General features: G+C 56.9%; 19 protein-coding genes. 12 read left to right on the top strand and 7 right to left on the bottom strand.

The annotated features are described in order from the left end of the window. Positions 1-20: 20 nt before the first annotated feature. The 3 genes from SHIM_RS19995 to SHIM_RS11190 form a co-directional block, all read right to left on the bottom strand. Positions 21-185, bottom strand: coding sequence for a YdcH family protein (locus SHIM_RS19995; protein ID WP_082358368.1), 165 nt, complete (start codon positions 183-185; stop codon positions 21-23). A gap of 229 nt (positions 186-414) precedes the next feature. After that, on the bottom strand, positions 415-1,185 hold the full coding sequence (locus tag SHIM_RS11195) for a tRNA1(Val) (adenine(37)-N6)-methyltransferase (RefSeq protein ID WP_054002723.1): 771 nt from the start codon (positions 1,183-1,185) through the stop codon (positions 415-417). Further along, positions 1,182-1,403 (bottom strand): putative signal transducing protein, encoded by a 222-nt coding sequence (locus SHIM_RS11190; RefSeq protein ID WP_054002722.1) that lies wholly within the window; start codon positions 1,401-1,403, stop codon positions 1,182-1,184. The genes SHIM_RS11195 and SHIM_RS11190 overlap by 4 nt, the downstream gene beginning before the upstream one ends. A gap of 71 nt (positions 1,404-1,474) precedes the next feature. On the opposite strand from SHIM_RS11190, the gene SHIM_RS11185 reads away from it, so the two are divergent. Continuing rightward, on the top strand, positions 1,475-2,476 hold the full coding sequence (locus SHIM_RS11185; protein WP_054002721.1) for a polyprenyl synthetase family protein: 1,002 nt from the start codon (positions 1,475-1,477) through the stop codon (positions 2,474-2,476). 13 nt (positions 2,477-2,489) lie between these two features. Here the strand turns inward: SHIM_RS11185 and SHIM_RS11180 are convergent, their stop codons facing one another. The 3 genes from SHIM_RS11180 to SHIM_RS11170 form a co-directional block, all read right to left on the bottom strand. Next, positions 2,490-3,341: a 4-(cytidine 5'-diphospho)-2-C-methyl-D-erythritol kinase gene (locus SHIM_RS11180; protein ID WP_054002720.1), complete on the bottom strand. Its 852-nt coding sequence runs from the start codon at positions 3,339-3,341 to the stop codon at positions 2,490-2,492. Then, positions 3,325-5,037, bottom strand: coding sequence for a tetratricopeptide repeat protein (locus SHIM_RS11175; RefSeq protein ID WP_054002719.1), 1,713 nt, complete (start codon positions 5,035-5,037; stop codon positions 3,325-3,327). The genes SHIM_RS11180 and SHIM_RS11175 overlap by 17 nt, the downstream gene beginning before the upstream one ends. 317 nt (positions 5,038-5,354) lie before the next feature. Further along, a complete protein-coding gene (locus SHIM_RS11170) occupies positions 5,355-7,010 on the bottom strand; it encodes an electron transfer flavoprotein-ubiquinone oxidoreductase (RefSeq protein WP_054002718.1) in 1,656 nt (551 codons plus the stop codon). A 254-nt stretch (positions 7,011-7,264) separates the two neighbouring features. On the opposite strand from SHIM_RS11170, the gene greA reads away from it, so the two are divergent. The 11 genes from greA to SHIM_RS11115 all read left to right on the top strand — a co-directional run bounded on the left by greA (position 7,265) and on the right by SHIM_RS11115 (position 20,973). Continuing rightward, on the top strand, positions 7,265-7,735 hold the full coding sequence (gene greA, locus SHIM_RS11165) for a transcription elongation factor GreA (RefSeq protein ID WP_054002952.1): 471 nt from the start codon (positions 7,265-7,267) through the stop codon (positions 7,733-7,735). Continuing rightward, positions 7,732-8,778 (top strand): hypothetical protein, encoded by a 1,047-nt coding sequence (locus SHIM_RS11160; protein ID WP_054002717.1) that lies wholly within the window; start codon positions 7,732-7,734, stop codon positions 8,776-8,778. The genes greA and SHIM_RS11160 overlap by 4 nt, the downstream gene beginning before the upstream one ends. A 521-nt stretch (positions 8,779-9,299) precedes the next feature. Next, positions 9,300-10,889: an arylsulfatase gene (locus SHIM_RS11155; RefSeq protein WP_054002951.1), complete on the top strand. Its 1,590-nt coding sequence runs from the start codon at positions 9,300-9,302 to the stop codon at positions 10,887-10,889. Between the two features lie 64 nt (positions 10,890-10,953). Next, a complete protein-coding gene (locus tag SHIM_RS11150) occupies positions 10,954-12,645 on the top strand; it encodes an alkaline phosphatase family protein (protein WP_241488844.1) in 1,692 nt (563 codons plus the stop codon). Between the two features lie 26 nt (positions 12,646-12,671). Next, positions 12,672-13,649 carry an AAA family ATPase gene (locus SHIM_RS11145; RefSeq protein ID WP_054002716.1) on the top strand — a complete coding sequence of 326 codons (978 nt, stop codon included), beginning with the start codon at positions 12,672-12,674 and terminating at the stop codon, positions 13,647-13,649. Between the two features lie 10 nt (positions 13,650-13,659). Further along, on the top strand, positions 13,660-14,604 hold the full coding sequence (locus tag SHIM_RS11140; RefSeq protein ID WP_054002715.1) for a DUF58 domain-containing protein: 945 nt from the start codon (positions 13,660-13,662) through the stop codon (positions 14,602-14,604). Continuing rightward, on the top strand, positions 14,604-15,086 hold the full coding sequence (locus SHIM_RS11135; protein ID WP_054002714.1) for a DUF4381 domain-containing protein: 483 nt from the start codon (positions 14,604-14,606) through the stop codon (positions 15,084-15,086). The genes SHIM_RS11140 and SHIM_RS11135 overlap by 1 nt, the downstream gene beginning before the upstream one ends. After that, positions 15,050-16,069, top strand: coding sequence for a VWA domain-containing protein (locus SHIM_RS11130; RefSeq protein WP_241488842.1), 1,020 nt, complete (start codon positions 15,050-15,052; stop codon positions 16,067-16,069). Before SHIM_RS11135 ends, SHIM_RS11130 begins: the two co-directional genes overlap by 37 nt. Beyond that, a complete protein-coding gene (locus SHIM_RS11125) occupies positions 16,066-17,610 on the top strand; it encodes a VWA domain-containing protein (RefSeq protein WP_241488840.1) in 1,545 nt (514 codons plus the stop codon). The genes SHIM_RS11130 and SHIM_RS11125 overlap by 4 nt, the downstream gene beginning before the upstream one ends. After that, positions 17,607-18,857 (top strand): BatD family protein, encoded by a 1,251-nt coding sequence (locus SHIM_RS11120; RefSeq protein ID WP_082358367.1) that lies wholly within the window; start codon positions 17,607-17,609, stop codon positions 18,855-18,857. Before SHIM_RS11125 ends, SHIM_RS11120 begins: the two co-directional genes overlap by 4 nt. Positions 18,858-19,014: 157 nt before the next feature. Further along, positions 19,015-20,973 carry a multiheme c-type cytochrome gene (locus tag SHIM_RS11115; protein ID WP_054002711.1) on the top strand — a complete coding sequence of 653 codons (1,959 nt, stop codon included), beginning with the start codon at positions 19,015-19,017 and terminating at the stop codon, positions 20,971-20,973. A gap of 49 nt (positions 20,974-21,022) precedes the next feature. Here SHIM_RS11115 and SHIM_RS11110 read toward each other — a convergent pair whose 3' ends face one another. Beyond that, a complete protein-coding gene (locus SHIM_RS11110; RefSeq protein WP_054002710.1) occupies positions 21,023-22,288 on the bottom strand; it encodes a molybdopterin-binding protein in 1,266 nt (421 codons plus the stop codon). Between the last annotated feature and the right edge of the window lies 1 nt (position 22,289).

The raw sequence follows: 22,289 nt of genomic DNA, 5'->3' as shown, positions 1-22,289 counted from the left end.
GTCCGAGCGCGGCGACTGGTTTAAACAGAAAGTCGGTTAATCTCTTCTTTGAGTTTCAGCTTTTGCTTTTTCATTTCAGCGATCTCATGATCACTGGACCCAGGCGAACGCTGCTCTGCTTCGACTTGCTCAGAAAGCGTTTCGTGCTTGCGTTTCAGCTCTTCCAGGTGCGCGCTTACGCTCATGGTGTCTCTCCTATCAAACAAAAAACCGTTTGATGATTGCAGCACAGATTTCTCAGCCTGTCACGCGCGACTTGCGCCGCTTTTGCAACAACGGCGCTTTATTGCCGCCAACCGTGCGATCTGTCGCAATTCCGTTTCATCCCCGTGACACCCGCACCTCTCTGGAATCGTTTTGGAATTCCCTCGCGTGTCTCAGACCCTGATTTGCCTTGCCGCCGACCTAATAAAATCAGGCGGTTTTGGCCGAGGTTTCGAACGGCAACGGCGCACCGTCCCGCAAAACAGCGCGAATCTGCGGCGTATAACTATCACCATCCGCCTCGTGCCGAGCGCCTAGATGCATCAAAACAGGCGCATGAAGCCTAAAATCCGCCCGTCCTCCCTTCCGGCCACGCACCAAAACAAGTCCAGGCTCCCGGCCCTCGCGAGCCTGCAGCGGCAACACCTGAATAGACCCCAGCCGTCCCGACATCGCAGAAAGAAGGTCTGGCAAACGCTCGGTGCGGTGAATGAAACTTGCATATCCCCCCTGCCTAAGGCGGCGGGCGGCGGTCATGACCCAATGGGCCAGCGGCGTTGCTTCTCCCATCGCCACTTCGCGACCCGAGTCGACAGCCGCCGTGCTAGCCGCGCGATCAAAATAGGGCGGATTGGCGATCACGTGATCAAATTGAATTTGGCGCAACGGCTCTGGCAAAACCTGCAGGTCACCCTCAAAAACATCAATCTCAATGCCGTTACGGGTCGCATTCTTACGTGCCAATTCTGCGTAATCAGGCTGTATTTCGATGGCTGACAGCTTCAGCCCAGGCACCCGTGCAGCCAAACAGAACGACGCAGTGCCAACACCGCACCCAAGTTCCAGAACCGATTGCCCGGATTTGGCAGGTAGCGATGCCGCGAGCAGAACCGGATCAACACCAGCCCGATAGCCCTTCTCCGGCTGAATAATCGACAGCTGCCCGCCGAGAAATGCATTTTCTGTGACCGTTTTCGTCACAAGCCCCGCCCCAAGGCAATCCCGTTGTCGCTCATTACGACTTCGGCGTCTTGCAATTCCACCGCACGCACCATCAGACGCCTTGGCAAAATACCAATGCTGCCTTCTAGCACGCTCATATTTACGTCCATTTCAAAGCAGTCTATACCCTCTCCTCGGAGAAGAGCCGAGGCAAAAGCGATGATCGTCGGGTCGTTGCTACGCAGAAGTTCTTTCATAAGAGGATGTAAGTGCAGGGAAGACGTTTTGTCGACCCTAGCCACAAGAAGTTGAGCCAGGAAAAGTGCGTATGGGTCTGGATATCGCCACAAGCAAACCTCACGAGGCCCTCGCCGGGCTGTTGGCAGACGATATGGACGCCGTGAATACGTTGATTGAGGCCCGCATGGCCTCTGAACACGCACCGCGCATTCCAGAGGTTACGGCCCACCTTGTCGGAGCCGGCGGCAAACGTTTGCGTCCCATGCTGACACTGGCGGCCGCGCGGCTTTGTGGCTACGACGGCCCATACCATGTGCATCTTGCGGCCACGGTTGAGTTTATTCATACGGCAACTCTGCTGCATGATGACGTGGTGGACGAAAGCGACAAACGCCGAGGGCGCCCCACCGCTAACTTGTTGTGGGACAACAAAAGTTCGGTTCTGGTTGGTGACTATTTGTTTTCACGCAGCTTTCAGTTGATGACGGAAACCAATAACATCGACGTGCTGCGCATCCTTTCCAACGCGTCTGCGACAATTGCCGAAGGCGAGGTCTTACAACTGACGGCAGCAACCGATCTGCGTACAGATGAGAGTGTTTATCTTCAGGTTGTGCGCGGCAAAACAGCCGCGCTGTTTTCGGCGGCAACCGAAGTCGGCGGCGTGATCGCCGAAGCCAACACAGCCGATGTGAAGGCACTTTTTGACTATGGCGACGCACTTGGAATCGCGTTTCAGATTGCCGACGATTTGCTGGATTATCAGGGAGATAGCGCTCAGACCGGCAAAAATGTCGGAGACGATTTCCGTGAGCGTAAACTGACCCTGCCAGTGATAAAAGCAGTGGCGCAGGCCACCCATGAAGAGCGGGCCTTTTGGGTGCGTACCATCGAAAAGGGACGCCAGGAAGACGGCGATCTTGAGCACGCATTGGCATTGATGGACAAGTACGACACACTATCAGCCACTAAACAGGATGCGCTTGCATGGGCCGACAAAGCCAAGTCCGCCATAGCAAAACTGCCCACACATGAAATCCGGGATCTACTCGGCGACATTGCCGACTATGTGGTCGCGCGCCTGAATTGATCGCGCTCGCGGCTTAGCGGCACTTCACGCCGCAATCTTCGGTTGGGACAATCCACCATTTCGGGAATGCTTGGCGCAACTGCGCCAAAGCCTGATCGCGGAATTCGTCATTCTTATAGATGCCAAAACACGTCGCGCCCGACCCGGACATACGCGACAGCAAGCACCCCGGACTCACGCGAAGCTCCTCTAGGCATGTGCCGATCACAGGCTCGACAGCGATTGCTGGCGCTTCAAGATCATTGCGCTGAGCCACAAGCCAAGACAGTGCCAGATCGTCTTGGAGACAATCAGGAAAACCCTCATCCATAGGAGGGTTTTTCTTATTCGAGAGTGCTTTGAATACTTTGGGCGTCGGTACGTCCACACGTGGGTTGATTAAGATCATCGGCCAATTGACCCCTGTTCCTAACCGAATGATTTGGTCTCCGATGCCCGCCATTCGCGTCCAATCAGGTGCAAGACAAACCGGCACATCGGCACCAAGCCTCAGCGCCTCGTCCGCTGTTGGGAGTGGAATGTTGTAAAGCGTACTCAATGCTCTCAGCGCAGCAGCCGCGTCAGATGACCCGCCGCCAATCCCCGCAGCAGCAGGCAGATACTTCTCAAGCGTGATCTTCGCGGTTACCCCAAGAAGATTAGCGGCTTGAACCACCAAATTACGTTTATCTGTCGGAACTCCCGCAGCCATCGGGCCCAAAACCGTGAGTGTGGTTTCATCCGCCGCTTCGACCGTGATCTCGTCGCCCGCATCCGCAAACATCACCAAGGAATCGAGCAGATGATACCCATCAGCCCGCTGTCCCGTCACATGCAGAGTCAGATTGACCTTGGCAGGCGCGAATGCCTTAACCGTCCGAGCCATTTTCCACATTCAAAGGCGCAGCGCCTTCTTCTTCAAGAACTTGGTCCAGCCCGACCTCGAGCTTGCGCCGGATGCGGTCAGGTTTGGCCTCTTCGGCAGTTTCCTCATCCACAAAGCTCAGTGCGCGACGCCACTGAAACTGCGCCTCAAGCTTTCGGCCCACAGCCCAAAAGCTGTCACCCAAATGGTCATTCACAACAGGATCAACCGGCATCAATTCTGCGGCGCGTTCCATTTGAATGACCGCTTCGTCATACCGTCCCAAGCGGAACAAAACCCAGCCGAGGCTATCGACGATGTAGCCGCTGTCAGGCCGCGCAGCGACTGCGCGTTCGATCATGTCCAGCGCTTCATCCAGCTTGATCTGCTTTTCCACAAGAGAGTAGCCAAGGTAGTTCAGAACCTGCGGCTGCTCGGGATTTAGCTCAAGTGCCGTGCGGAAATCGGCCTCCGACTGTTCCCAATTCTCCAGCCGTTCATGGGAAATCCCGCGGGCATAAAACAGGAACCACTGTTGTTGGTCTAGTGTGTCAAAAATCTCGATTGCGGTGTCATATGCTGCAACCGCGCGTTCAAAATCCCGCTCTTGCCTATGCAAGTCACCCAGCGCGGAATGTACGTAGGGCAGTGTCCCTTGGCTGCGCGCCAGTTGCTCCAGAACTTCAATCGCAGCGTCAACTTTCCCCGACTCTCGCAGTGCTTCTGCACGGCCCATCTCGGCTGCGTGAAAAGACGGATGATCCGCAGGAACACGACGATAAGCCTGAGACGCCAATTCGAACTGCCCCAACTGCTCCAGCAACTCGGCGCTCAAAAGGAGGGCCTCGATGTGATCTGATCGCAGAAATTCTGCGATCCGAGTGTACAGCAGAGTGTAATCTGCATTGGCCTCGACCTGTAGCGCGCTGCCAATTGTGTAGTACACTTCGGCAATGCCATCTTGCGCACTGCGAATATGGCTGAACGCAAACTGCTTTCCGTCCCGCAAGTCCGCTTGCATTTGGCGCAGTTCCGGATCCAGATCACCGCCGAACACATCTTCAAGCAATGCCAGTGCATCCTCATTGCGATCAAGCTGGCTTAGCACTTCCACCTCAGCCATAACGCCGCGACGGGTGTGTTGCAGACCGTTTTCCGCGCTGTTGTCAAAAATCAGCTGCGCGCCTTCAAAGTCACCAACCGACGCCATTGCCAGCGCCTTATGGTAGGCTGAAAATCCACCGAGCATGGGTTCAGTGGCCACTGAGTCAAAAGCCGCCACCGCCTCGGACATAGACCCGCGTCCGATATGCGCCCAGGCTTTCATCAGCCCGTCCACCAACGGCCCAACGCCCCGGGTTTCCATGCGCGCCAGAAGTTCGGAATACTGACCATCCAGAACCATACTGGACGTGATCACCATTTCGGCGATCTGGCTTTTGAACCCTTCCGCGTCCAACTTGCGCGCCACGGGCATCGCACGGTCCATCTGCCCCAGTGCAAGAAACGCCAGAACTGTATTCTCCAGCAACGCAGGATTGGATGGGTCCTTGGTCAAGGCCTGAGCATAGTAGCGCGCGGAACTCGCATAATCGCTGCCATAACTTGCCTGTCGGGCCGCAAGGTAGGACCCCGCTCCTCCATCAGCACTTACCGGCACGGCAAACGCAGCCAGCAACGCCGAAACGGCAACAGAGCGGAAAAATCGATGGGCCACGGGCAACTCCCTGTTCAGATCACCAAAGAAAGGTAGTCCGCGCCCAACAGACTAGCAATGGGGCACAGCGCCTTTGAGCGGATTGATGTCCAAGAAGTGATCATTGTGTGTACCTCACTCGCACAGTGGCGCTGACATTGAGGTTTTGCCGCCCTCGACCACCGCAAAAATGTGTTCAAAAACACATCTGCACCGGTCTTGTTCAAACCAAAAGCTCCGAGCAGGATATCCCACTCGGAGCTTTTTTGATGTCCGCGCCAATGTCCGCGAAGTTCTATTACCGGTGCCTGAATGCCGCTTTCTAACGACTGGACCCGTCACATATTTGGGTAATTGGGTCCGTCACCACCTTGTGGCGTGGTCCAGGTGATGTTCTGGCTCGGATCTTTGATGTCACAAGTCTTACAGTGCACGCAGTTCTGGAAGTTGACCACAAACCGCGGATCACTGCCTTCTTCCTGCACAATCTCATAAACACCCGCAGGGCAATAGCGCTGCGCTGGCTCATCAAACTTCGCCAGGTTGACCGCAGTCGGCACCGCAGGATCAGCAAGCTTCAAGTGACAAGGCTGGCTTTCCTCATGATTGGTCATCGAAAAGCTCACGTTGGTCAAACGGTCAAAACTCAGCTTGCCATCGGGCTTGGGATAATCAATCGGCTTGTGCTTGGAAGCTTCTTCGGTTGCTTCCGCATCGTTTTTGCCATGGCCCAATGTGCCAAACAGCGAGAACCCACCAAAGATCGTCTGGAACCACATGTCAAAGCCACCCAGAACCAGCGACGGCATCAAGCCCCACTTGGACCACATCGGCTTAACGTTGCGCACTTTCTTGAGGTCTTTGCCAATCGCGCCACCGCGCACATCGTCCTCATAGCTGTTCAGCTCATCACCGGACCGCTCCGCCTTAATCGCATCAAAGGCCGCTTCGGCAGCTGCTTTGCCCGACAACATCGCATTGTGGTTGCCTTTGATACGCGGCACGTTGACCATGCCTGCAGAACACCCCAGCAACGCCACGCCCGGTGCCACTAGTTTCGGCATAGACTGATAGCCGCCTTCGGTGATCGCGCGCGCGCCATAGGCCACACGTTTGCCGCCTTCCAGCAGTTCCGCAATCATCGGGTGATGCTTGAAGCGCTGGAATTCCATGTAAGGGAACATGTGCGGGTTCTTGTAGTTCAGGTGAACCACAAAACCGACGTAGACCTGATTGTTTTCAAGATGGTAGACAAACGACCCGCCACCCGCGTTGGAATTCAAAGGCCACCCCATGGTGTGGGTAACAGAGCCCTCTTTGTGTTTGGCTGGGTCGATCTCCCAGATCTCTTTCATGCCGACGCCGTATTTCTGTGGCTCTTTGTCAGCTTGCAGGTCGAACTTCTCGATCACTTCTTTTGAGAGCGAACCGCGCACACCTTCGGACAGGAACACATATTTACCATGCAGCTCCATACCTGGCTCGGTGTTGGGGCCATAGGTGCCGTCTTCTTCCAGACCAAAGACACCGGCCACCACGCCTTTGACTTCGCCGTTGTCGCCATAGACCAACTCAGAACACGCCATGCCGGGGAAAATTTCCACGCCCAGTTCTTCAGCCTGCTCCGCCATCCAGCGACAAACGTTGCCCATCGACACGATATAGTTGCCGTGGTTGTTCATCAGTGGCGGCATCGGAAAGTTGGGCACGCGAATTTCGCCCGCTTCACCAAGCAGATAAAAATGGTCTTCAGTGACCGGTGTGTTCAGCGGTGCGCCTTTTTCTTTCCAATCAGGGATCAGAGCGTCCAGACCACAGGGGTCAAGCACGGCACCAGACAAGATGTGCGCGCCCACTTCGGAGCCCTTTTCCAGAACCACAACATCAAGGTCGGCATCCAACTGTTTCAGTCGTATCGCGGCTGACAGGCCCGCAGGACCCGCACCGACGATGACAACATCATATTCCATGGCTTCGCGTTCGATTTCCGACATTGGCTTCCCTTCCCGGATCGCTGGCGTAATATTCTTTCGCATCTGCTAGCCTGAGTTTAACGTTTCCGTCAATCGGAACCCCACGACATTTCGCGCTAAAACGACATGTTTTGCTGCGACACAGCATAATTGTGCTTGCAATGCGCTCCGCTCTTGCATTTCAAGAGCGCCTTGGGGCAAGTTGCCCCACGTGTTTTAAGACTGACCTGCCTTTGTTTGCATATTCAGGGGCCAACGACCAACGGGACCGCCCCATGGAAAAACTACCAATGACCCGCGCCGGCTACACGGCGCTCGAAGCGGAGTTGAAGCAACTCAAATCCGTGGAACGCCCTGCGATCATCGAGGCGATTGCCACGGCACGCGAACTTGGCGACCTCAAAGAAAACGCAGAGTATCATTCTGCCCGCGAAAAGCAGGGTTTTATCGAAGGTCGGGTCAAAGAATTGGAGGCCGTGATTGGCCTTGCCGAGGTCATTAACCCCACGGCCTTTTCCGGAGCGATCAAATTTGGCGCGACCGTTACGCTCGTGGATGAAGACACAGACGAAGAAAAGACCTGGCAAATTGTTGGTGAACACGAAGCCAATGTTGAAAAAGGTCTGCTCAACATCAAATCTCCCATCGCCCGATCTCTCATTGGCAAAGACGAAGGCGACAGTGTCGAGGTACGCACCCCGGGCGGCGTGAAAAGCTACGAAGTTCTGAGCATCACCTACAAATGAGCCAGTCAGACCGTCAGCAAAAGATCAAAGACGAAAACGACAGTAAATCGACCCCTCTGGGCATCTATGACAGGCCGCAAGTTCCTACCGTCAGCGGTGTCGAGGTGATTGCGTTTGCCTTGAGCTTTGTTTGGCTTGCTGGGGCTGTTGTGTTCTTTCTGGTCCTGGATACGGACGCCTTTGGAGAAGTCGACAACCTGCGGTTCATTATGACGTTGCTGGCGATTTTTATGCCGGTTGCAATGATTTGGGTCGCCGCCACGGCCGCACGTTCGGCGCGGGTCGTACGCGAGGAAAGCGCGCGACTTCAGGCTGCGATTGACGGGATGCGGCGCACCTATGTGGCTCAATCTCAGGGCGCACAGGTCCAGATGAACTCAGAGAATTCCGTAACGCAAAAACTGGATGAAATTGCGGCCGCCACCCGCAAAACAGAAACCACGCTAGCCACATTTTCAACCAGCCGCGAACGTGAAGGCGGCATCCGAAAGCCCGCCGAAGCCGCAGTTTCGGACCAGATTGCAAATCAGGGACTGTTGGAGCTAGGCACCCCCGCCGAAGAGCTTGGCCCTCCCCTGTCGCGTGCCGACTTCATCACCGCCCTGAATTTCCCAGAAAACCCAGACGACGCCCAGGGGTTTGCGGCCTTGCGACTGGCACTAAAAGACCGCAAGGCCGCGCATCTCATCCAAGCCAGCCAGGATATTCTGACACTGCTCAGTCAAGATGGCATCTATATGGACGACTTGCGCCCCGACCTTGCACGCCCTGAAATTTGGCGCCATTTCGCCGCAGGTGAACGTGGCCGTGCGATTGCCGCGCTGGGCGGGGTGCGGGACCGCTCTTCTCTGGCACTTGCTGCTGGCCGAATGAAGCAAGATCCGATCTTTCGCGATGCCGCGCACCACTTTCTGCGCCGGTTTGACACGAGTTTTGTCGAGTTTGAAGAGACCGCAACCGATGCCGAAATCGCCGCTCTTGCGGACACACGCACCGCACATGCGTTCATGTTGTTGGGCCGCGTGGCGGGGATTTTTGACTGACCATCTAGATGTGGCGCGCGCTTCACTGGGGAATTTCACACTTAAAACTCTCTGCTGAGGCGTGCCGATAGCGGATGACTCAAGCCACCTGTAAACTGTGAAATCGGCCATTTCGGGGCCTTTTTTTTGCACCACGGCGGATCACTTAACAGGCGTGGTAATTCGCCCAATCATGATCATAGATCATCTAAGACGCAGGTTACATCGGGGTCGTTGTCTGGACAGAAGCGGTTCCTCTTGGTTTGAGGGGCTGCATCACAGATTCGACGCCCTAGTCCCACACAAAAACAAACGCTTATACACGTCATGCTCCTATGAAATAAGGCAAATTCCCTATTGCACGCCTTCCCTTGTGCAAAGAATTTGTGACAGGACAACCAAGCTACCGAGTCCCAAATCTTATTTGACTCTATTATTGATCGGGTTACTCTTGGGATACGTAACCATTAAGTCCATTTGGCACACCACACGTTTTCTGTGGCCTTTTATTCGTGGGCATTTTCAACGAGGAGATAGAGAAGATGGCTTTTTCCACTTCCATGGCGCTGAGGGGGCTGGCAGTGGCAACTGCAGCTCTGACGTCAGCAGCTACCAGCCTATCGGCGCAAGACAGTCCGAACATACTTGTCATATGGGGAGATGACGTCGGTAGATCCAACATTTCTGCCTACACGATGGGTATGATGGGTTACCGCACGCCTAATATCGACCGAGTTGCCAACGAGGGTATGATTTTCACCGATTATTATGGTGAACAATCGTGCACCGCCGGCCGGTCCTCCTACATCATGGGCCAGTCTGTGTTTCGAACCGGCTTGTCCAAGGTGGGTCTGCCCGGCGCGGATCTAGGTATGCAAGAAGAAGATCCGACCATTGCCGGCCTTCTGAAAGCAGAAGGGTATATGACCGCTCAGTTTGGCAAGAACCATTTGGGCGATCAGGATTCGCATTTGCCGACAAATCACGGTTTTGACGAATTTTTCGGCAACCTCTATCACCTGAATGCCGAGGAAGAGCCCGAGAATGAAGATTATCCCGGCGATGCTGTTCTTGCGGATGGCCGGACGTTCCGCGAAGCATTTGGTCCGCGAGGCGTGATCAAATCATCTGCTGATGGCTCCATCGAAGACACCGGCCCGCTGACCAAGAAACGCATGGAAACCGTTGACGAAGAAACCGTCGCCGCGACCATTGATTTCATCAAACGCGCCAATGAGCAGGGCAAGCCGTTTTATGTCTGGTGGAGCGGAACGCGTATGCACTTTCGCACCCACGTGAAAGACGAAATGCGCGCGAAAGCCAATGAAATTGTCGGCAAGAAAGTGGATGAGTATACGGCCGGCATGATCGAACACGACATGCATGTCGGACAGCTTCTCGATTTGCTGGATGAACTTGGCATCGCTGACAATACAATCGTGCACTACTCCACTGACAACGGACCGCATTACAACACCTGGCCTGACGCGGCGGCGACACCGTTCTTTGGTGAAAAGAACACCAACTGGGAAGGCGGCTGGCGCGTGCCATCAATGGTGCGTTGGCCCGGCAAAATCGAAGCAGGCGCGGTTTCCAATGAAATCATGCACCACATGGATTGGCTGCCGACGTATCTTGCTGCTGCAGGTAACCCAGACATAAAGGCGCAGCTGAAAGAAGGCGGTGTTCAAGCGATTGGGCGCGAATACAAAGTCCATTTGGATGGCTACAACTTCCTTCCACATTTGACCGGTGGGGAAGACGCAGGCCCGCGTGACGAGATATTCTATTTCTCGGATGACGGTGATCTGACTGCCCTTCGCTATCAGGACTGGAAGATGATCTTCCTTGAGCAGCGCCAATACACCACGTTGCGTGCTTGGGCTGAACCTTGGACCGAACTGCGTGTTCCACTGATTTTCCACCTTCGTCGCGACCCTTATGAGCGCGCTTATCGCACCTCCAATACCTACTACGATTGGTTGATCGACAGGGTGTTCCTGATGGTTCCCGCGCAGCAATATGTGGCGCAATTCCTGGCAACGTTCCAGGAATTCCCACCGCGCCAAAAGGCGGCGAGCTTCACGCTTGAACAGGTCATGGATCAAATGACCCAAGCGGTTGGCGACTGATCCAATCTCCTAGATGCGGCCCCAACTTGGGGCCGCATTTTTTATGTTAACAGGACCTTTTGTAATGGTTATGTCAAAATTGCTTTTGACCACTTTCATCTGTGCTGGATTGTTTTTGCCTCAGCCCTCATTTGCACAGCAGACGCCCCCCAAACTTGTTTTACAGATCACGGTGGACCAACTTCGCGGTGACCTGATCGAACGCTACGGCTCCGAATTGGGCGACGGTGGTTTCAACCGTCTGCGTGCCTCTGGCGTGACCTACGTGAACGCCCACCATCGCCACGCCAACAACGAGACCATCGTGGGTCACACCACGCTTTCAACCGGCGCCGATCCGGCGATGCATGGTATGGTTGCCAACCTTTGGTATGACCGCGAAACCGGCAGTCAGTTTTACAACGTTCAGGACCCCGATTATCCTCTGGTGGGGGCGGCCGGCATCGACGCGGGCAGCGAGATTGACCCGACGCAACGCGCGGCGACCACTGACGGGCGTTCTCCCGGCAATATTCTGGTCAGCACGATCGCAGACGAAATTCAGATGTTTTATGGCCCCAAGGCCAAGGTTTTTGGCGTTTCCGTCAAAGATCGCGGCGCCATCGCGATGGCGGGCCACAGCGGACAGGCCTATTGGTTTTCCAAAGCCGAAGGTCGGTTTGTCACCTCGACGTTTTACCGCGACGACTATCCCCAGTGGGTGAAGGATTGGAACGACAGCGGCAAAGTCGGCGCCTTTGCAAACACGTGGTGGACACTGCGCGACGCGCGCGATTCCTATCTGTTTGGTGAGCGGGACGATCAACCGTGGGAGACGGATTTCCCCGGCTATGGTCGCGTTTTCCCGCACGACTTCGGACCTGCTGACGGCAAATATTTCACCACACTCCTAACACTCAGCCCCGCAGGGGATTCCCTAACCGGCGATTTCGCCAAGACGCTGATAAATGCGGAAAGCATCGGGCAAGATGACGTCACCGACTACCTGTCGGTCAGTTTCAGCTCCACCGATTACGTCGGCCACATTTTTGGTCCCTCCTCGCTTGAGGCCGAAGACAACATTCGCAGGCTGGACGACACCTTGGCGGATTTTCTAGACCATGTGGACGCCTCTGTGGGGTTGGAACACACGCTCGTCGTGCTGTCCGCTGATCACGGCGCGCCGGATCATCCCGCTTATCTGGCCGAACACGGCATAATGGCTGATACCTTTGATTTTGACCGCACCGACATGCAGCCCGGCACCGTGCGGTTGCGAGTCAAACTAGGCAGCACCGGTGGGCTGGTGCGGAATTTTTCGAACCCCTACGTTTATCTGGATCGCAAGGAAATCAACAAACAGGGGCTTGAGCTTGACACCGTGGCCGACGAATTGGCCAAAGAGCTGGCGCTGTTGCCAGGGGTCGCACGGGCCATTCCGAGTTGGCGGTTGCGCGACTCCAAATTGAACAACGATGTTATCTCGCAGGCTGTGCGCGCGAACTTTCATGCGGAGAGGTCCGGCGACATCTATATTGTCTTTGAGCCCCACTGGTTCATTGCCGATTTTGACGGTCTGACTGTGGCAAGCGCGCACGGGTCACCATGGTCGTATGACACACATGTACCGATCATTGTGGCAGGCCCTGGCATCTCGCCCGCCCGTGTCGCGCGGCGGGTGGAAACTGTGGACGTGGCAGCCACTATTGCCACCTATCTTGGCACAAAAATGCCGTCGGGTGCATTTGGCGCGCCACTGGCCGAAGTCTTTCCCTAAATCCGCACAACAGCAGGAGTACCCGCATGTCCCCACTCGAGCAGATCGCGACATTGCGCACGCGCATGGGCGAAAGCATTATTGGCCAACGCGATGTGATCGAGCGGTTGATCATTGGTTTGCTGGCGAATGGCAACCTGCTGATTGAAGGTTTGCCGGGGCTTGCCAAAACACGGGCGGTCAAAGCCTTGTCCAACAATCTTGAGGCCGAGTTTTCCCGCATCCAGTTTACGCCCGACATGTTGCCTGCGGATGTGACCGGAACAGAGGTGTATCACCAAACGTCCGAGGGCGCCGAGTTCCGCTTTGAGGCGGGCCCCATTTTTGCAAACGTAGTGCTGGCAGATGAGATCAACCGCGCGCCTGCCAAAGTACAAGCCGCCCTTCTTGAGGCGATGGAAGAGCGACAGGTCACAGTTGCCGGTACCACCCATAAAATGCCGCCACTTTTTACCGTGATGGCCACACAAAACCCGATCGAGCAAGAAGGGACGTATCCCTTGCCCGAGGCACAGATGGACCGCTTCTTGATGCACGTTCAAGTGCTTTATCCGTCTGTTGAGGAAGAGGTGAACGTGATCCGGCTGGTCCGGAGCGAAGAGCAAAAGGCGCACCGCACCGTCGGAGCGGAGCGGGCCGAACCAATTGCGCAGGACACGGTGTTTGCTGCGCGGGTCGAGATCGGGAAAATTCACGTGTCTGACGCAATGGATCGCTACATCGCCGATCTCGTGCAGGCGACGCGAACACCGGCTGCGCTGTCGGATGATCTTGCCCGGTGGATTGAAGTTGGCGCCAGTCCGCGGGCGTCTCTGGCCTTGGACAAATGCTCCCGCGCGCATGCATGGCTGCAAAGCCGGGACTACGTCGATCCGGTAGATGTGCGCGCGATCTTGCATGATGTGTTCCGGCATCGGATAGCGTTGTCGTTCGAAGCGCAAGGTGATGGCGTGACTGTCGATCAGGTAATCGACGAAATTGCGGCGCAAGTCGCGTTGCCCTGAGGCGGTCCGCATGGCTGAGAAAACGCAAGATTTGGACCCCAGGATACACGCCGATCACGCCCACCTGCGTCGTCTTTCGGGTCCAGCGCGGGCTTTGTCGCTGTTGCCACGCCAACCGGTCCGGTCTTTATTGAACGGGCGGCACTCATCGCGACTGCGCGGACGGGGCCTGAATTTCGAAGAGCTGCGCAATTACCAAATCGGGGATGACACACGCACAATTGACTGGAAAGTCACGGCGCGCACAGGCACCCCATATGTGCGGGTTTATACCGAAGAACGGGACCGGCCGACCTTGTTGCTGGTCGATCAGCGCATGAGCATGTTCTATGGCAGCCAGCACAACATGAAATCGGTAACCGCAGCAGAGGCTGCAACCTTGGCTGCATTCCGGATCCGGGCGCAAGGCGATAGGGTCGGAGGCATCGTGTTTTCCGACGAGGTCGTCGCGGAATTGCGCCCCAAAGCCTCTGAAAAAGCGTTGAACCGGTTTGTGTCAGCTATTGGGGATGCCAATTGCGCGCTGCGAGCGGACCGGATTGTGACCCAGTCCATGCCACTCAATCAACCGCTCGAAGCGGCTGCGCGCATTGCGACCACTGGCAATCTTATCCTGATTTTCTCTGATTTTTCCGAAGCCGACGAGAAAACAGAAAATCTGGTGCGTCGTATGGCGGCGCACAACGATGTGATGCTGTTTCCAGTCACGGACCCCACAGAGAGCCGATTGCCCGACGACCTTCGAATTGTGGTTTCGGACGGACAATTGCAGGCGGATCTGAACCTTCAAGAGGGTGACCGCGCCGAGCGTATTGGGTCGTTTACGCGAGGGCGCGTCGCCAGATCGATTGGGTGGGCTGGAAAATACCGCATTCCGGTGCTGCCGTTGACCACATCACGCGACACGGTGCCGCAATTGCGGGAACTGTTGGGCCTCAAAGGTGGCGCGCGCTGATGGCGGATGCTCCTGACACCGACGGGCTTGGGCTTGTCGACCTGCTCAACCTGCTCAAGCCGGTACCTGAACCCGAGCCGATTTCAATGATGCCGGAAACCCAAGGGTGGATCTGGCTGGCCATCGCGACCGTGATGGCATGTTCCTGGGGGTGTGTGGTGTTGGTCCGACGTCGGCGGGCTACTGCTTATCGCCGCGAAGCGCTCGCCGAATTACACTCGGTTGCAGCAGACCCTGCCACAATGGCAAGAATAATACGCCGCGCGGCTTTGGTGGCGTTCCCTCGTCGGAAAGTTGCCTCTTTGGTCGGGCAGGACTGGGTGCAGTTTTTAAATTCAAACTGTCCTGACGCACCCTTTTCGGGCCTGGCGGCGGAGGCGCTTGTCGCCGGCCCCTATCACCAAAACTCACGCGAAAATCCCGAACTGAAGGCGCAATGCCGCGTATGGCTGAAGACGCATACGGCAGGGTCGATGCAATGACCTACACGCTGGCGTTTCCCTGGGCGATTTTGCTTTTGCCATTGCCCTGGCTAATCTGGAAATTCGCGCCACCGCATCGGGAACAAAGCAAAGCGATCCGCATCCCGTTTTTCCGGCAGCTGACCAAGGCGGCGGGCGTACAAGCCAAGGCGGGGGCATCGATCCTGGCGCGCAAGCGCGTGCAAATTGTCGCTGCAACGCTTGTCTGGATGCTGCTTGTGCTGGGATTGGCACGACCCGAGCAGCTGGGTCAGTTGTCCACAATTGAAAAAGCCGCACGGGATCTTGTGATCGCGGTTGATATCTCCGGATCGATGGATGCGCGCGATATGAAAGACACCAATGGGGAACCGCAACAACGCCTTGCGGTCGTCAAAGATGTCGTTGGCGAATTCATTGAAGCCCGCGCAGGCGACAGAGTGGCACTCGTTGTGTTTGGGACCCGCGCGTTTGTACAAACCCCCTTTACCGAAGACCTTGCGGTGGTGCGCGATTTGCTTGACGCGACCACGGTTGGCATGGCGGGCCCTCACACGGCAATTGGCGATGCAATTGGCCTCGCAATCCGCACTTTTGAAACCTCTGAGGTGGACCAGAGACTGATGGTTTTGTTGTCTGACGGCGCGGATACCTCAAGCCGCATGTCGCCTGTGAACGCGGCTGAAATTGCCGCCGACAGAGGCGTAAAAATCTTCACAGTCGGAGTTGGTGATCCATCAGGCAGTGGCGATGACAAGGTTGATTTGCAAGCTTTGGAAGACATTGCGCGTCGCACCGGCGGCGCGTTTTACTTTGCCTCTGGCCGCGATGGTCTGCAGGATATCTATGACGAGATCGACCGTCTCAATCCCCGGATGACGGAAACCCTCAGCTTTCAGCCCAAACGCCCACTGGCATGGATCGCGTTTGGCTGCGCGGCTATTTTGGCCATGGTGACGCTGCTGGGTTTACACCTGACAGATTTGCGGAGGGCCAAAGCATGATGGATGTGTTTTGGGATGCCGTCAGCGCCTTTCGGTTCCTGCGCCCTGCGTTTTTGGGCCTGCTGCTGCCAATCGGGCTGCTCTGGTGGGCCATTCGGCATCAATTGGTGAAACCAGATCAACCCACGCGGGGTATGGCGCCGCATCTTGCGCGTGCGCTCACCGTTGGCGCTGGTAAGGACCGGCGTTTTGTGCCGATTGACGGCGTTGCTATCTGCCTGATCCTGCTTAGCCTGGCTGCGGCGGGACCGTCGTGGACCCGTGTGCCAAATCCGTTGCTGGCCAAGACCGCACCTATGGTTGTTGTGCTGGAAGTGAGCCGATCGATGGAGGCACCGGACCTGCCACCTAACCGCCTGGAACGCGCAAAATTCAAAATTCTCGACCTTGTTGAAGCCCGCGCAGGCGCGCGCACTGGGTTGATTGCCTATGGTGGAACCGCACATCAGGTTGCGCCTCTGACCGAAGATCCGAATGTTTTTCGGGTTATGTTAGAGGCTTTGTCGCCTGCGGTCATGCCAACGCCGGGGGAGAACGCGACTGACGCGCTCAAACTGGCGAAAACTGCTTTGCAGAGCAGCCAGACGCCCGGCGCGATCCTGTTTGTCTTGGATGCGCTGGACGCAAACGATGCCGCAGCCTTTACAGCGGATGCGCAAACCGGAGATGCGCCGGTGATTTTTTTGGTGGCAGCGCCCAAAGGCGCTGCGACTGGCGCGCTTGCGCAAATCCCCGGCGCCACAGTTGTGCCCCTGAGCGCGGATGACTCCGATATCAAAGCCATAGAGCGAGCCACAGCCTCGGCGTACCGGGCTGCGCTTTTGGAAGACGAGCGTCTGGAATGGGAAGACCGGGGATGGGTCTTGGGCTGGTTGGCGATGCCGCTGTTGCTGATTTGGTTCCGGCGCGGATGGACGATGCGCTGGGCAGTCGTTGCCCTTCTGTTGGGTGGGACCGTCGCACCCTCGTCTGCGCGGGCAGACGTGCTTGATTGGTTTTTCACGCCGGATCAGCGCGGCATGATCGCCATGCGCGACAAAAATTATTCCGACGCGGCAAAGCGGTTTCAACACCCGATGTGGCGTGGCTATGCGCTGCTCAAATCGGGCGACTACGAGGAGGCTGCCGACCTTTATGCGCGGATCGACACGCCGGAGGCCGCGTTTGCCGAGGGTTTGGCACGCATGCGAAACCGCCAATACCGGCCCGCGATTGCGGCCTATGAGAGGGCTTTGACATTGCGTCCAGACTACGCTGAGGCCGAATGGAACCTGCAAGTCAGCCGCGCAGTTCTGGAGTATGTCGAGTCCGCGCGCGAAGCAGGGGACACCGGAGAGGAAACAGGCGTCGGCGCGGACGATGTTGTGTTCGACAATGAAGCCAACCGTGGCGCCGAGACAGACACCGATTTTTCCGAGCAAGAAGACACACCCCCGCCGATGCAAACCGCCGAGCAGTGGATGCGCTCTGTGGACACAGATATGGGAGACTTTCTGCGCGCCCGATTTGTGCAGGAAAATGCCACGAGGGATCAGCCATGATCCGTGTGCTGCTGGCCTTATTGATGCTCGGGATCGGCGGTGAAATCCGCGCACAGGAAATTTCTCAACCGCCGGTGATCGTGCGCGCAGCATTGCCTGAAGAACCGCCGGTTGTTGGCCAGCCAATTGTCTTGAGAGTAACGGTTTTGGTGCCCACATGGCTCCCGCAACCGCCCCAGTTCCCGTCGATGGAAACTCCCAACCTGATTGTGCGACTGCCGAGCCGTGCCAGCAATCCGGTAAGCGAAACCATCGAGGGCGAAACGTGGTCGGGTGTCAGCCGTGCCTATCGCTTGTACCCGATGGTACCGGGCAGGTTTTCCCTGACGCAAAAATCAGTGGGGGTGACCTATGCCGACCCCGAAACTCGCGCGCCGATTTCAATTGATGTGCCTTTGGGGCCAATCGTCTTTGAGGCAACGGTCCCGCCCGGCGCAGAACAATTGGATCCGCTGATCGTGGCGCAGGGGCTCACGCTGACGCAAGAACTTGAGGGAAACGATGGGGTGCTCGGTGAAGGTGACGCCCTGACACGCACCGTCACCGCCAAGATCACAGGTAGTTCCGCGCTTTTCCTGCCACCCCTGATTGCGCCAATCGAGACTGACGCGGCGCGGGCCTACCCCAAAGAGGCTGCGGTGTCTGAAAGTGAGGATCGCGGGGTGCTTTCCGGCATGAGGCTTGAGACCACCAGCTATGTCGCGCAATTTGGCGGCACTCTGGAACTCCCTGCAATCTCGGTGCAGTGGTTCAACACCAAGACCAACAAAGTCGAAACGGCACAATTGAATGGCGCAACCGTCGAGATTGATGCGCCCGCAGCACCAAGAGAGCCCGTGATCAGCCGACGTCAAATCGTCGTTGTTGCCACAATACTGGCGATTTTGGCGGCAACGCTGCGCCTGTCTCAGCGGTATGTGGTTCCGCCTGTGACTGCGGCATTGCAACGGCGTCGCGCCCGCTGGTTCAACAGCGAAGCTTATGCAAGTTCATTGGTGACCGATGCGATCCGCGCCCATGATCTTTCACAAGTTTACCGCGCCTTGCCTCTTTGGGAGGCCCGCTGTCCCGGTCAATCTGGGTCTGGCTTGCAAACCGCGTTGGCGGCGGTTGGGAAAGGTTTTTATGGGAAAGAACCAGACGGAACCGAGGCATGGGATGCGCTTTCCGACGCGTTCAAAGTGGACCGTAAAAGTAGATTGGCGCGGTCCAATCCCAACATTTTGCCGCCTCTTAATCCGACCTAGCCAGATGCAATGGCTAAAAGATTTTTCGCCTTGTGTGGATATGCAGACTTTGCGTCCCTCCCATACTGTCGCATAGTCGGCGAGTGACTGATTTTATCTCCGGCGCTAAGGCACTGGCTTTGCCAAAAACCACTGCGTGCCGGCCGAAAGGGCCCTTATGAATTTCTGGCCACGTGACAGCATTTCCCTCCGGATCTTTACCTTGGTCTTTGGCGTCTTTTTGTCGGCAAGTGTGCCCGCAATTGCGCAGCAGGGCGGGGATGGGACAGCAGACTATATCGGGTCCCAAGCCTGCGCTGACTGCCACACACAGGCCTACGCCGCATGGCAAGGCTCCCATCACGCAAAGGCCTGGCGGCTTGCGGGCCCGGACACTTTGGTGGGCGCCTTTGAGGGCGAAATGTTTTCCGCGAACGGCCTGCAGGCAAAGTTTACAAAAGACACCGACGGATTGACCGTCACAGTTCAAGAGAGCGATGCCACCACAACCGTTTACAAGGTGCACTCTGTTGGTGGTGTGCATCCGCTGGAGCATCTGATCCTTGAAACAGGCGACGGCTTTTTACAGAGCTTTGATATCGTCTGGGATGTGGAGCAGCGGCGCTGGTACCACCTTTATCCGGATCAGGATTTGCCACCTGTGGACGCGTTTCACTGGTCCGGTGCCTATAAGAACTGGAATGCACGTTGCGCAGAGTGCCACGCCACCGGATTTGAGAAAAACTACGACTTCCGCAACCGAAGCTATGCCTCAAGACAGGTCGAGATTGGTGTAGGATGCGAAGCTTGCCATGGCCCGGGATCGGCACATGTGGCAATTGCAAACAAAACAACCGCAGACCCAACTGTCAGCGGACCGGAATTTTGGGGATTTGCCGAGGTTCTGTCCAATCCAGAAGGCCAAATGGCGCAATGCGCCGGATGTCACGCCCGACGCGAGGCTTTTGGCGACGGCAATCCTGTGCCCGGAGTGGCTTTTGCAGATAGCTACAACCTCGCTATGTTGCGTCCCGAGCTCTATCACGCGGACGGGCAGATATTGGACGAGGTCTATGTCTATGGCTCGTTCTTACAATCCAAGATGCACCAAAAGGGCGTAACCTGCGCCAATTGCCATACGCCCCACGCGGCCGACACGGTTGCGGATGGCAATGCTGTGTGCACGCAATGCCATTCCGAAGCGGGCAATCCGGATTTCCCAAGCTTGCCCTTGGCCGATTACGACACCGAGGCCCATACCCGCCATTCGCAAAACAGTGACGCAGCAATGTGCGTGAACTGCCACATGACCGACAAGGTCTATATGGGTATCGACGCCCGGCGCGATCACAGCTTTCGCGTGCCCCGCCCAGATTTGAGTGACGTGCTGGGTGCACCCAACGCGTGCACAACCTGCCACACGGATCAAGCTGCCACATGGGCCGCCGATAAAATCCAAGAATGGTTCCCTGACGGACAATGGCAACAGCCGCACTATGGCGAGGTTCTTGCCAAAGGGCGACGGAGTCCGACCTCGGCCGCGCCGCTTTTACTTGGGCTGGCTCAGGACTTGGATCAGCCGGACATCGTGCGTGCGACCGCGTTGTGGCTCCTGCGCGATGGGGCCATTAGCCTCGAAGTCTCCGACCTGGGTGCGTTTATGAATGACGCTGATCCCCAAGTACGCGTCGCCGCGCTTTCGGCGTTGCGCCAACGCGCGTCTGTAATCTCGGAGCCTTATTTGATCCGCGGATTGAACGATGACACGCGCGCGGTACGGATTGCCGCGGCGCGCGCAATACTCAGCCAGCAACCAGGGCGGATGTCAGAAGGGCTTCGCGCGCAGGTTGGCAAAGCCTACGCGGAACTTGGCGGCGTCCTGCGCAACCAGATGGATTTCGCAGAAGCTCACTTGCAAGTCGGCGGATTTTCGATGGTCGCGGGCAACGTTCCGGCGGCAATTTCCGCCTTGAGCGAAGCTGTGCGCATCAACCCACAGACACCGCAAGCCTGGCACAGCCTCATTCGGATGGTGGCACAGGCACAAGGGCTGGAAGCTGCGCAAGAGCTCATGCAGCAAGCGTTAAAGTCCAACCCCAATGATATAAGTCTGTTGTCGCTGGCAGCAGAATTTTAAGCGGTTCCGGCAGGTCGCGTCCGGAGTATTTAGGCGAATAAGAAGCAGCTCAGAGCCCGAATGCAGCGTAGCTGTAAAATGCGACATCTGTACCGGGGGCTATTTCACAAGCGTCATCCGGCAGCGCGACCAGACCCTCGGCCCAGCTCAGACCGCTAATCCTGCCTGATCCTTCAGACGCAAATGCCTCCGCTTTGCCATCGCGCAAACGCGCGCGCAGGTACTCGCGTCGTCCCGGCTTTTTGCTTTTGGTGAAATTGGCCGGCACCATCATCGGTTCCGGCAAACGCCAGCCCTCACCAGCCAAAGCCCCCATCGCCGGTCGCGCAAAAATCAAGGTGCACACCATAGCAGCCACCGGATTGCCCGGCAGACCAAACACCGGTTTTCCGCGCCACATCCCTAACGCAAGCGGCCGTCCCGGTTTGATCGCAAGTCGCCACAACGTCATGGCACCACTTTCATTGAGCAGCGCCGACAAATGGTCTTCATCTCCAGCAGAGGCCCCGCCCGACGTGAGGATCAAGTCCGACGTCTCCGCAGCACGATCCATCATGCGTTTCAGCTCTGCCCGATCATCCGGCGCCCGCCCGGCATCTACTGCCTCAAAGCCAAACCGGTTTATCATCGCCAGTAACATCGGCCGATTGGCATCATAAATCTGGCCCGCCCGCGCGTCCTCTCCCGGCTGGGCCAACTCGTCACCCGTGGAAAGCACCGCGACCCGAAGACGGTTTCGCACCTGCAAGTCCGACACCCCAGTGGCTGCCGCCAGCGCCATATCCGCAGGTGTCACCCGCCGCCCTTCGGTCAAAATCACATCGCCCGCTTCCACATCTTCTCCAGCCTGCCGCAGGTTAGCGCCCTTTTTGAGAGGACCATGAAACGCGACCTGCGCACCATCGGTTGTCACGCCTTCTTGCAAGATCACCGTGTCCACGCCCTCCGGTATTGTCGCCCCCGTCAGGATACGCACGGCCTGACCAGCGGCCAGCACGCCTTCAAACGGCGCCCCTGCCGCCGAACGCCCAGTCATCAACGCCATCGTCTGCGGTCCATCCTTCGTGCCCGCATGGCGCACCCCGTACCCATCCACCGCAGAGTTGGCTTCCGGCGGATTGGCCCGTCGGGCGATGACATCCTGCGCCAGCACCCGATCCAAAGCGGCGTCCAGTGCAACAGTCTTTGTCCCGACCACCACAGCCAAACGATCTTCTAGCATGGCATGCGCCTCAGCCACCGGCGTCCAATGGGTGCCCGCAGGCAGCGCAAAACAATCGTCCGTCAACGGCGGTGGCATAAGCGGGTCGTTCATC

This window comes from Shimia sp. SK013 (assembly GCF_001292625.1).
Lineage (GTDB): Bacteria > Pseudomonadota > Alphaproteobacteria > Rhodobacterales > Rhodobacteraceae > Shimia.
Note: the sequence above shows the minus strand (reverse complement) of the source record. Positions and strands in the feature narration are given on the sequence as shown.